2 protein-coding genes and 1 riboswitch are annotated in these 13,528 nt (G+C 40.2%); both genes read right to left on the bottom strand.

What is annotated here, in order from left to right; genetic code table 11:
* Positions 1 to 7 precede the first annotated feature (7 nt).
* Entirely contained in the window at positions 8 to 1,198 is a 1,191-nt protein-coding gene (gene metK / locus BM086_RS13675) for a methionine adenosyltransferase (RefSeq protein ID WP_092327706.1), read from the bottom strand.
* Positions 1,199 to 1,316: 118 nt separating this feature from the next.
* A riboswitch (SAM riboswitch) is annotated at positions 1,317 to 1,423 on the bottom strand.
* A gap of 309 nt (positions 1,424 to 1,732) precedes the next feature.
* Complete coding sequence (locus BM086_RS13670; RefSeq protein WP_092327704.1) at positions 1,733 to 13,525, bottom strand: InlB B-repeat-containing protein; 11,793 nt, start codon at positions 13,523 to 13,525, stop codon at positions 1,733 to 1,735.
* Between the last annotated feature and the right edge of the window lie 3 nt (positions 13,526 to 13,528).

Below are 13,528 nucleotides of genomic sequence, written 5' to 3'. Positions count from 1 at the left end.
CAGTTACTTACTGTACGGCTGCCTTAAGCTCTTCAACCTTGTTTGTCTGCTCCCAAGGAAGGTTAAGGTCATTGCGTCCAAAGTGTCCGTATGCTGCTGTCTGTTTGTAGATTGGACGACGAAGGTCAAGCATCTTGATGATTCCTGCAGGACGAAGATCAAACACCTTACGAACTGCCTCTGTAAGCTTCTCATCAGAAACCTTACCTGTTCCAAATGTATCTACAAGAATTGATGTAGGCTGTGCTACGCCGATAGCATATGAAAGCTGGATCTCAGCTCTGTCTGCAAGTCCTGCTGCCACAATGTTCTTAGCAACATATCTTGCTGCATAGGCTGCTGAACGGTCAACCTTTGTGCAGTCTTTTCCGGAGAAAGCACCGCCGCCATGACGAGCTGCTCCACCATAAGTATCAACAATGATCTTACGACCTGTAAGTCCTGCATCACCCTGAGGTCCTCCGATAACGAAACGTCCTGTAGGATTGATGTAGATCTTTGTATTCTCATCAACCATTGCAGAATCAACAATTGCGTCGATAACGTGCTTTCTGATATCTGTATGGATCTGTTCCTGTGTAACCTTCTCATCATGCTGAGTAGAGATAACGATTGCTTCAAGTCTCTTTACTTTGCCATTCTCATCATATTCAACTGATACCTGGCTCTTTCCGTCAGCGCGAAGATATGGAAGTGTGCCGTTCTTTCTAACTTCTGTAAGCTTCTTTGTGAGCTTGTGTGCAAGGCTGATAGCATATGGCATATACTCTTCTGTCTCGTTTGTAGCATAACCAAACATCATACCCTGGTCGCCTGCTCCAATTGCCTCAAGCTGTTCATCTGTCATCTGGTTCTCTCTTGCTTCAAGAGCCTTATCAACGCCCATAGCGATATCAGCTGACTGCTGATCAAGAGCTACAAATACAGCGCAGGTATTTCCATCAAATCCCTTAGCTGAATCATCATAACCGATTTCTTTGATTGTCTCACGTGCAATCTTAGCATAGTCTACGTGAGCCTTTGTTGTGATCTCACCTGTGATGAGAACAAATCCTGTACATGTAGCTGTCTCACAAGCTACACGGCTCATAGGATCCTGCTCCATGCAGGCATCAAGGATAGCATCAGAGATGTTATCGCATATTTTGTCTGGGTGTCCTTCTGTTACTGATTCGGATGTAAAAATAAACTTATCCATTCTTTTTCCTTTCTACACAAGTAAAGCTCCGTCGTTTTGTCGCGTGCAAAGAACAAAACAAACGGAGCTGATTATCGTATCAGATCCTCTTATTGCTCGTAGGAACAAATAATATTGCTCCATATTCCATACGGAATTGCACGCTCAGGTTGGCACCTTCCTGAATCATCAAGGGGTTGCCGTGGCTTCATAGGTCCTATGTACCTCCACCACTCTGAATAAGAGAACAACAACAAATATATGATTATACTCGGAAACAGCACATTCCTCAACCGTTTCCGTAGTTCGATAATAACTTATGTCTTAAATAAAATCAATAGGGCAAATGATAATATTTATCTAAAATTTTGTGAACAAGGGTGCATAAATCACTTTTTTCGCTTCAATAAGTACAATAGTTGTTCTACGGAAAAAACGGCTGACCGTATATATACGGCCAGCCGCTCTTATTTTTTGATTCTTGATAAAGCCCTTAATCCATGGTCAGACTAATCCTTCGTCCAAACTCAGAATTAGTATATGCGATCATGTTTATCAGCCTTCCTCATCCTCTTCTTTCTTTTTGCCTGTAAAGATCAGCGCAATTGCAGCTGCTACTGACATGATGATCACAATAACTCTTGCTGTGTCATTCGTCTCATCTTCAGTTCTGCCACGTCTTGCTCCAAGTACTGCCTGATCATTTCCGGCTCCATCTCTTCTAGCGCCAAGTACTGCCTGATCTGCCGGTACTGCAACCGGTGTAGGAGTTGGTGCTGTAGGAGTAGGAACATCCGGTATTGGTGTAGGATCTGGAGTAGGTGTAGGTGTTGGATCCGGAGTAGGTGTTGGTGTAGGATCTGGATCCGGTCCTGGAGTTGTTCCTGTTGTTACTGTAAGAGTTCCAAGGTCCTCAGTAAGTGTATAATTGTTTGCATTTGCAGTCAGCCATTCAATACTATATGTATTTGTGCTGCTTCCTACTTCAGTCTGACTTCCTGTTGCAGTAACGTTTGCGGTTTCTCCCTTTACAAGGCCTGTAATAGTTGCTGTTGCCTCGGTAAGAGCTGAGCCATCATAGGTCTTTGTAGCAGAACCTGTAGCTACTATTACCGGTGCCTTTCCAATGGTAAGTGTTCCCATTGTTCCATCTTCATACCTGAACTGGTCTGTTACATCATTGCCTTCTGAATCCACAACCTTCATAGTAGTTGCATCCATAGAAAGTTTATATACTCCTGCATCTTTCTCAGATGTTGCCACTTTGATACCTGTTACATTAAAGGTAGCATCTCCTATAGTTATTGCTGTCTTTGTATTTCCGTCCATTGAAGCATCTGCCACAATACTAACCAGATTACTGAAGAATTCTGTTACCGGTGCTACTACATCTGATAACAACGTAATAATAGATGTTTCTCCAATTCCTTCAAGTGCGTAATCAAAGTTGTTGTAGTACTGACCGTCATATATAACGTTTACATCATCAGTATTTGCTCTGATAACGAATGCGTCAGCTCCTCTGTCGTCAATTATAAGAGTGCCAAGATTTTCTGTTATCTCATAGTTTCCAGCTTTTGCTGTTGTCCATGTAATACTATAGGTATTAGTTGCAGTTCCTACTCTTGTAATTGTTCCTGTTCCCTTTACATCTGCCTTCTCGCCCTTAATAAGACCTGTGATAGATGCGCCTGCTGTAAGAGGTGTACCATCATATTTCTTCTTGGCTGATTTAGTTGTAACTGTTACAGGAGCCTTAGTTACTACGAGCTTACCGTCCACAGTTGTAATATTTGTGAAGTTAGCAGTCTTGTCATCCCCACTCGCATTCTTGATAACAATGCCTCCGGTAATAACGTTAGCACTTTCACCTGCATCAGTCTGTGAACCTGTTACAGTTGCTTCTGCCTTAAATCCACTTGGAAGTCCTGTCCATGTAAGCTTTTCTTTTCCTGTTCCATCTGCAGTAAGTGCTTTGCCATTATAAACTTTCTTTGCACTAGGTGCTGTGACTTTAATCTCTGCACCATTAGCAGTTATCTGCAGATTTCCAAGATCATCAGTAATTGTATAGTTCTTTTCCTTTGCTCCACTCCACTTAATCTTATAAGTATTTGAGCTCTTACCTACTTCTGTCTGACTTCCTGTAGTCTTAATTGTAACGCTTTCTGTTCCAACAAGACCTTTTACTGAAGCCTCATCATTTGTAAGTGGTGTTCCGTCATACTGCTTGCTTGCAGAGCCTGTTGTTACTACTACAGGAGCCGGGTTAACTGTAAGTGTTCCATCAACTTTAGCTACTTTTGCGAAGTTATCAGTCTTATCATCACCTGCTGCATTGTAGATTGTAAATGCTGTGATCTTATTTGCTGATGAACCTGCATCTTTCTGGCTTCCTGAAACTGTTGCCTTGAATGTAAATCCATCAGGAAGTCCTACTGCCGTAACCTTATTATCACCTGAACCATCTTCTGTAAGTGCAGTTCCATCGTAAGTCTTGCTTGCTGAAGGAGCTGTAAATACTACATCAACATTTGATTCTGTGATCGTAAGTTTTCCAAGATTGTCTGTTACTTTATAGTTTGCAGCATTCGCATTAGTCCACTTAATTGAATATGTATTTGCTGTTGAACCAACTTCTGTAATTGTTCCTGTTGCCTTAAGATCAACTGACTCACCATCTGCAAGATTTGCGATCTTAGCTTCGTCCTTTGTAAGTGGCTTGCCATCATATGGCTTACTTGCTGAACCGGTTGTAATTGTTACAGCCTTTGGAGTAACTGTAAGGCTACCATCTACCAATGTGACATTGGTAAAGAAGGATGTCTTTACATCTCCTGCTGCATTCTTGATTACATATGTTTCTCTGATGACATTGCTGCTTGTTCCGGCATCTGTCTGTAAGCCATCAGCTTTTGCCACTACTGAGAATCCGGAAGGAAGACCTGTAACTATTATCTTCTTATCGCCGCTTCCATCTGCAGTAAGTGCTTTTCCGTCATAAGTCTTAGTGTCTGAAGGAGCAGTAATCTTGATTGCAGTAGAATTCTTGTCAATAGTCAGTGTTCCAAGCTTATCATTGATCACATAGTTACTTGCCTTAGCATTATCCCATGTAATCGCATAGGTGTTATCAACTGAACCGACTTCTGTGATTGTTCCGGTTGTCTTGAGTGTTACACTCTCGCCTCTTGCAAGTCCGGTAATGCTGACTTCATCATTTGTCAAAGGAGTTCCATCATACTCTTTTCTATCTGTTCCTGTAGTGATTGTTACATCTACCGGAGAAACAGTAAGTGTTCCGGGAACCTTTGTAACATTTGTGAAGTTTTCTGCCTTATTAACTCCTGCTGCATCAAGAATCTCATAGCTTGAAACAACGTTTGAAGAAGTTCCGACATCTGTCTGGCTTCCTGATGCTGTTGCATTAACCGTAAATCCGGCAGGCTTTCCGCTTACTGTTACGTTTGCATTTGTAAGAGGTGATCCATCATAATCCTTGGAATCAGTTGCTGCTGTAAGAGTAATCGCTTTGGTACTCTTGGTAACCTCAAGTGTTCCGATACTCTTTGAAAGGATATAGTTATTAGGATTTACATTATTCCAGGTAATCTTCTCAGTGTTGTCAACTACAATTCCTACTTCTGTTACAGATCCTGTAGCATGAATCTCAACTAAGCTCTGTTCACTTGGAATAAGTCCTGTAATACTTGCCTCATCCTTGGTAAATGGATTTCCATCGTATTCCCTTGTACCTGAAGCAGTTGTAACATTAGCTGTTATCTGATTGACTGTAAGTTTTCCATCAATAGGAGTACCAACATTAAAGTTAGAGGTCTTATCGATTCCATTTTCATCCTGAATTTTAAAGGATTTGATCTTATTTGTTTCTGTTCCGGCATTTGTTATGGTACCTTCACATTCACCAACAATCTCATAGTTGGTAGGAAGAATCTCGCTTCCGCCAACTACTATTACATTACTTGTAAGTGGTGTTCCATCATAATCCTTAACAGCATCTTTTGCCCTAATAGTTATTGCTGCTGCTGAAACAGTAAGTGTTCCAAGATTCTCTGCCTTGATATAGTAGTTAGTCTCTGTTGCAGTTCCGTCCCAGATGATCTCATAAGTATTATTTCCATCATGAGGAACATTCTCATTAACTTCAGTCTGTGAACCGGTTACGTTAAATGTTACAGTCTCATTATTCTTAAGACCTGTTAATGATGCATTCTCGTGCTTAGTAAGTGGTTGTCCTGTAAAAGGTCCTGCTGCCGAGTCTGTTGTTACTGTCAATGGAGCCTTACTAACACTAAGTGTACCATCAGTCTTAGTTACACTTAAGAAGTTAGCTGTTTTTTCCTCGCCTGCAGCATTCTTAATAGTATAATCACTTACTTGGTTTGCGCTTGAACCAAAATCAGTCTGGCTTCCGGTTGCGCTTCCTTCTACTGTAAATCCTGAAGGAAGTCCGGTTGCTGTTACTTTCTTAACTCCTGTTCCGTCGCATGTAAGTGCAGTTCCGTCATATTCTTTCGAATCACTAGGAGCTATGATTTCTATTTTAGCACTTTCGTTAGTAGTAACCGTGAGGGTTCCAACTGTATCTGAAACAGTATAGTCAGTCTGTACTGCTGTGCCATCCCATGTAAGTGAATATGTATTATTTCCATTATGTGGGATGTTGTAGTTTACTTCTGTCTGGGTTCCTGTTGTTTTAAATGTTGCTGTTTCCTTTACTCCACCAACAGTTACAAATCCACTTATTGTACCTTCTGCTGTAAGAGGCTGCCCATTGTATTCCTTCTCTGCATCAGGAGTTGTTACTGTAAGTGTTGCAGGGTTGATCTTAATATAACCGTCAACAAAAGTAATATTTCCATTTGCTTTAAGCGTTGCTGTTACATCTGTTCCACTTGCATTTGTAATTACAAGATTGTCAGCTGTCGCATTTACTACCTCGCTTACTGTATTTCCAGCTGTATCTGTAAATGTTTCTGTACATTCTGCCACATGCGTTGCTGTTGCATTTGATGTATGTGTTCCAAGTGTGTAACCTGTTGGAATACCTGTTACTGTAACAGTCGCTCCATGTGCTGTTCCATCATAGGTAAACTCTCCACCAACTGTAGTTACTGTGATTGCTGCCGTTGTCTCTTTTACTGTAAGAGTTCCAACTGTATCTGAAACAGTATAGTCAGTCTGTGTTGCAGTGCCATCCCATACAAGTGAATATGTATTATTTCCATTATGTGGGATGTTTGCATTTACTTCTGTCTGGGTTCCTGTTGTTGTAAATGTTGCTGTTTCCTTTACACCACCAACGGTTACAAATCCGCTTATTGTTCCTTCTGCTGTAAGAGGCTGTCCATCGTATTCCTTCTCCGCATCAGGAGTTGTTACTGTAAGTGTTGCAGGTGTGATCTTAATATAGCCGTCAACAAATGTGATATTTCCATTAGCTTTAAGTGTTGCTGTTACATCTGTTCCACTTGCATTTGTAATTACAAGATTATCAGCTGTCGCATTTACAACCTTGTCCACAACTGTTCCATCTGTACCAGTAAATGTTTCAGTACATTCTGCCACATGTGTTGCTGTTGCATTTGATGTATGTGTTCCAAGTGTGTAACCTGTTGGAATACCGGTTACTGTAACAGTTGCTCCATGCGCTGTTCCATCATAGGTAAACTCTCCACCAACTGTAGTTACAGTGATTGCTGCTGTTGTCTCTGTTACTGTAAGAGTTCCTAGTGTCTCTGAAACCTCATAGTCAGTCTGTACTGCTGTGCCATTCCACGTAATAGAATAAGTATTGTTTCCATCATGTGGTGTGCCTGCATTTACTTCTGTCTGGGTTCCTGTTGTTTCAAATTTTGCAGTTTCCTGTACTCCACCAACAGTTACAAATCCACTTATTGTACCTTCTGCTGTAAGAGGCTGTCCATCGTATTCCTTACTTGCATCAGGTGTTGTTACTGTAAGTGTTGCAGGGTTGATCTTGATATAACCGTCAACAAAAGTAATATTTCCATTTGCTTTAAGTGTTGCTGTTACATCTGTTCCACTTGCGTTCTTGATAACAAGATTATCAGCTGTCGCATTTACAACATTGCTCACTGAATTTCCAGTTCCATCTGTAAATGTTTCTGTACATTCTGCTACATGAGTTGCTGTTGCATTTGATGTATGTGTTCCAAGAGTATATCCGGTTGGAAGCGCAGATACTGTTACAGTCGCTCCATGCGCTGTTCCATCGTAGGTAAACTCTCCGCCAACTGTAGTAACTATAATCTCAGCTGTTGTTTCTTTTACTGTAAGAGTTCCAACTGTCTCGCTTACGATAGTATAGTTACTCTGCTTAGCTGTTGTTCCGCTTTCTGCTGTCCAGTCAAATTCATAAGTATTGTTATTCGCATGAGCCACATCAGTATTAACTTCAGTCTGTGTACCTGTAACCTTGATGTAAACAACTTCGCCATTTATTAATGTAACTTTCTTAAGTTCATTGTTGTGATCATCGGCTATTGTTGTAGTCTGGGTCTCAGTTCCATTAGAAGTTGATGTGCTTACATTAGTAGCTGTAACCTCTGCACCCTTTGTAAGTGCACTGCCGTCATATACTTTCTCATCAGTAAATGTTTCAACAGTGATGCTTGCAGGAAGTATAGTTATTGATCCGGTTACATATTTGATATTCAGCTTAGATGTTACGTCATCACCGGCCGCATTCCTGATGATAAGAACATCTGCTGTAGCAGTAATTGGTGTTGTTGTAACATCAGTAGCCTTAGCATTTGATTTCTTTTCATCATCAGAAACAGAATATCCAATAGCAGGAAGTCCGCTAACCTCAACTGTAGCTCCATGTTCCTTACCATCATAAGTAAAGGTTCCGCCTGTTGTAGTTACTGTGATCTGTCCTTTGAAATCAGTTACTTTAAGTGTTCCAAGTGATTCTGTCACTTCATAGTCGCCTGATTTTCCTGTAGTTAAGCTATTTGTCCAGTCAAAACTGTAGGTGTTATTTGATGTATCAGCTGCTGTCTGTGTTCCGGTTATAGTAATGTAAACAACCTCACCATTTATAAGTGTTACTTCTTTTGCCTGATTCTCATGATTATCAACAATAGTTGTAGTCTTGGTCTCGGTTCCATTAGAAGTTGATGTGCTTACATTAGTAGCTGTAACCTTTGCACCCTTTGTAAGTGCACTGCCATCATATACTTTCTCGCCTGTATATGTTTCAACAGTTATGCTTGCCTTTTTAATGACAAGTTCATTCTTAGGCTGCTGAGAATCATGCAGATATGTAATCGCATCTTTATCATAGCCTGTTAACTTACTTGTAAACTTAGTAAGGTCAAACTCAAGATCTGCAGAATCTGCTACATGAGTTCCTGTGATAGTTGAGTTTCCATCATATGTGAAATCGTCTTCTGTACATGTAACAGCATTTCCATCTTCATCTACTGCAGACGGAATAAATCCTGTTACAGTGTGCTCTTTGCCGTCATATGTAATCTCAGTTTTCTTGCCCTTAATTGTAACTGTAAGTGTCTTTGCTGAATAAAGAACCTTGATTACATTGTTCTCAGCTTTCATCACGTAAGTTGCAGGTGTCTGAACACCATCTTTATAGCCTGCGCCTACAAGCCCCTGTGCCTTTGCATAGTTGAGCTCTCCAGGAGCAGTACCGTTTACGAGAATAACTGGATCACCAACATTCTTAGGTCCAAGTCCGGTAACTTTTCCTAAATAGTGATCTGCATCTGTATCATCTGTAGCCTCACCTTTATAATACTCAACTGTGTATTCTGCAGTCTGACGTTTCCAACAAGCATAGAGAATGTTTGGAACATCCGGCTTCCTATCACCATCTTCATCAGGAAGATTATCTGCTCCTATCTCCTTACCATTTGCAATGTCAAGCAGTGATAGCCATGGTGTTGTAGCATCAGCTGTCTTTGCCCATCCAATGAATTCATAATTTTCACGTGTAAAGCCTGCTTCTGTCTGTGAAAGCGGAGTAAAACCTTCATTCTTTCTATATTCGAAAGTTTTAGCTGTTCCTACTCCACCATTAGGATCATATGTTATTGTAGTTTTTTCTGTTGAACCTGTTCCTGTCTCTTCATAAATAGCGATAAAGGTAAGTTTTCCGCCAACTATATACTTTGTATAATCCTTTAGCTGGATACTGTTATTAGGATAGAAGATTCTTGAAAGCTTTGAATCTGATTCAGTTCCCTTAACTCTCCATCCAATAAAGGTATACTTTGTTTCAATAGTTGCAGGAGGCGCGCCTACTACAGCTGCTGATGAACCTGAATAGTTATATCCATCTACAGGTGGATTTGAACCATGATCGCCCGCTTCGTAAACAATATTGTTAACGCCAGGATTTCTCCACTCAGCTTTAAGGTTTATAAAGCCGTACCATTGTCCGTCAATCTTTTCAACTGCCGGTCCTGTAACTATATCGTATGAATATGGCTTATCTGTGCTCTGGTCATACCATCCGATAAGAAGATATCCAGGATACTCAACATTTGTTGTTAAAGAATCCTTACTAATGTGATCTCCATAGTTAAGGTTAAATGATTCAACCTGTCCGTTAAGAAGTGTACCGCCATTAGCATCAAGTGTAACCTTATAACGAATAGGTGCATAGTACGCATAGATAACCTTATTAGCTGCAGGCATGGTCAATGACCAGTTAAAAGGTGTCTGACCATTCTTATCCTCAAACCATCCGATGAACTTATAGCCTGCCTTATCCGGAAGTGTAGGAGCACTTGTCTCATAAGTTGAAAGACTCTTTTGATATGGAATCTTCTCAAAGACATCTGTTTCTGGATCAACTTCATCGTTTCCATCCATGAAAGTGATTGAGTATTTCAGTCTCTCATAATGAATTTCAATGTAATCATAACCAGTAAGATCTACTGAGGTGCCATCTGGTCCTGGTGTCCAGGAAGTCCATGTTGTTGAATTATTTTTTTTCTTTCCACGTCTGTATTCAAACGCTTTAAACCCATCAAATTTCTCAGTAATACTAAAATTATTGATAGATGATGATCCCGTAAATGGTGTTGTGCTTGGATAGGATCCATCAATATTCTGCTTGATATATCGCAATTCATGACCAGTTGATGTTTTATTCTTATATACAACCAGTTCAGTCGCATTTGCACCAGCATCTGAATAGCTGTCAAATCTGAAAGTATCCAATATCAACAGAACTGTATTTCCTGAACTTGATTTATAATACCAGGTACAATTATTCCAGTTCCAATTATAGCCATACTCCGACAAGGTCTGACCATATAGTCCATCAAATGCTTTACCAAGTGTATTACCAAGTGAATCTTTAAATGTTATAGTCAACTTATTACGATCATAATATACATTAACAACAGTATCACCCTTCGGTCCTATTGTTGTAGTTGCTCCTTTACTGTTAACAACATCATAATGGTCATAATGGAATCCGCCATATTCTTTGTTCAGATATGTGCGTATTGTATTATTTGTAATGGTACTATTTGTTCTACCGGTCTTAACTTCACTGGTCTCATAATCATAATGCTTTTCTGTAGCATCTTTATCATCAGTAACTTTTTGCTTCCATATGATAACTGTATATGTAGTATTAGGATCTTCTGTCCACTTCGCATATATAGTTGTATCCTGAGTAAGCGGAATGTCCCATCTAAATTCTCCTCCGGTAACTTCTCCGGGGTTAGTTCCCTTTCCGTTGTACCATCCACCAAATATATAACCTTTTCTAGTTGGAGGATCCGGTTTTACAGTCTCAGGTCTTACACCATCTTCTATGTATCTTGGTCCAATATAATCAGCACCACCGCCTACACCATCGTTTTCATCAAAGTGCAGCCAGTATGCATTTATGATAACTGCATACAAGGTTCTGTACTGATCATCGCTTGCATCAATTTCATTTTCCTGGATAACAATTTTATTAGTCTGATTTGCTTTTGAATTAGCCCATCCGGCAAATGCCTGCTGTGAATCCGCAGGTGTAACAACTACATCGTCAATTTTAGTCATCGGACTCTGATTTCCGGTAACCGCAACTCTCTTAACCTGAACGATTTCATCGCTCTGGCCTACAAAAGTTACATAGTATGTTGTTGTAATATTGGCGTATAGCTTTATCTCTGTCTGGGCATCAATCTTTCCAACCTTGCCAAATGTGATTGCCTCACCGATGAAGTTTCCATCATCATCCTTTTCAAACCAGCCATTAAATTCCTGATTTGGCAAAAGTGAAGGAATTCCAGGATTATAAAAATCTTCGCCCTCTTTTACAATCTGTCTACTAAACTCAACATCACCATTATAGAAATAGTATGTAAGTGTTGCCTTATTGTTTTCTGTATCATCATCAGATGTACCATGCTCAGCAACGATAAAGATTGAGAACTCACTTACATCAAAAGCTACTGTTTCTGCATTTCCTTCAGAATCTTCACTTACAGCTACATCAATCTGTTCTGCTTCGTCTCCATGATCATGAATAACCGCAAGGTTCTCAGTCTCAATTGTTTCTTCAAGTTCAAGACTTACATGAACATACTTATTATCTGCAGGCTGAATCTCTTCGCCTTCATAATAGAAAGTAATATCAACACCCTTAGCAGATGATACTTCTGTTCCAAGAGTATCCTCAGCTGTTGCTACGGCCTGATCATCTGAAATAGAAGTGATAGAAACTTCTGTTCCTTTAGGGAATACGCCTACTTCTGCAATTACTGAAACTATAAGTCCACCAGCATGATAACCACCTACTTCAATGGCAGGCATCTTATCAGCTATATCTTCTACAGCTTCGAAATTTGCGTAAAAGACTGTGTCTTCTTCGATTCCATCAGGAATAAATGTGGCTTCAGTTGAAACCTCATTTCCATCTGAATCTGTCCAGTTCACAAACTCGTACTTATCATTCCAGCTGTAAGCTGTTGCACCTTCAAAAGCTGCGCCTTCTTTATTGATATCAACTTTCTCAACTTTTTTCGTCTTGTTACCTTCTGCAACATAACCACCTTTTCTTGCCTTGTAGGTAACAGTAACGATTTTTTCAACAGGTGCTTTTTCCTCGAAGTTTGCTGTAAACTCCGCATCTTCTTCTATTTCTGAAGGAACGAATGTCTCATTGGTTGAAACTTCTTTTCCCTCTGAATCTGTCCAGTTCACAAAAAGATAGCCTTCATCAGCCTCTGCTGTCGCTCCCTTGAAACTAGACTTTTCATCATTTAAATCGATTGTTTCTTCTTCTAAAGAAACTGTTCCCCCCTCTGTTGCCTTATAGGTAACAGTAACCTTTTTCTCTTCCGGGTCTTCTGGTTCTTCTACTGCTTCTTCTTCAAAGTTAGCTGTAAAAGCACTCTCCCTCTCAATATTCTCAGGTACTAATGATGGTTCTTCTGAAACAACAACGCCTTCATCATCTGTCCAATTGACAAAAATGTAGCCATCATCTGCCTGTGCTGTAGCACCTTCAAATTTTGCTTCTTCATCATTTATATTAATTGTTTCTTCTTCTAAAGAAACTGTTCCGCCTTCAGAAGCTATATAATGAACAGTTACAAGAAGCTCTTCTACTTCTTCCTGTTCGTCTGTTTTCTCTTCTGACTCTTCGGATTCTTTTTTATCAGACTTTTTGTCGGACTTTTTATCAGATTTCTTATCTGACTTCTTATCAGACTTTTCTTCTGACTCTTCCTGATTATCCTTTTTGTCCTCTTTGTCCTTATCCTCGTTATCTGCTTCCTCTACCTCTGCGACATTCGCTTCAGCTTCCTCGGAAACCGCTTCTTTTGAAGCCTCTGAAGCATCTTCTTTTTCGGAGGTTTCTTTATTATCAGAAGTTTCATCAGAATTTGTTGTCTCTTCTGCTACTTCTTCAGCTGTCTCTTTTTCTTCACTTATTTCTTCTGCAGATTCTTCTGCAACAGCTTCAGAATTTTCTTCACTTTCAGAAGATAATTCTTCCTCCTGAGCATCTGCTGTTTCCTCAGATACCACTTCTTCGGTAGTCTCCTCAGTGGTCTCATCAGTATTCGCATCATTATTCTCTTCTACAGCAGCGTCATCATCTTGCTGTATTTCTTCCTGAGACTCTTCCTGAGACTCTTCCTGACCTCCTTCTTCCGGAATCTGCTCCCAATCAGCAGTCGTGATGTCTTCATTCTTGAGCTGCGCTAATTCTTCCTCGTCTTCAACGGCAAAAGAACGCATTGAAGCCCAGTCACTTCCAAATGAGGTTGTGACCAACGCGAATGTGAGAAGAATTGCTAATACACGTTTCCATTTCTTTAACATCTC

The sequence above is a fragment of the Butyrivibrio sp. YAB3001 genome (assembly GCF_900112195.1).
In the GTDB taxonomy this organism is placed as follows: Bacteria; Bacillota; Clostridia; order Lachnospirales; family Lachnospiraceae; genus Butyrivibrio.
This window is presented reverse-complemented; position numbering and strand designations above follow the sequence as displayed.

Bases quoted from the DNA above. Each gene is read 5' to 3' on its own strand.
- metK (WP_092327706.1), bottom strand. From the start codon at position 1,198: ATGGATAAGTTTATTTTTACATCCGAATCAGTAACAGAAGGACACCCA.
- BM086_RS13670 (WP_092327704.1), bottom strand. From the start codon at position 13,525: ATGTTAAAGAAATGGAAACGTGTATTAGCAATTCTTCTCACATTCGCG.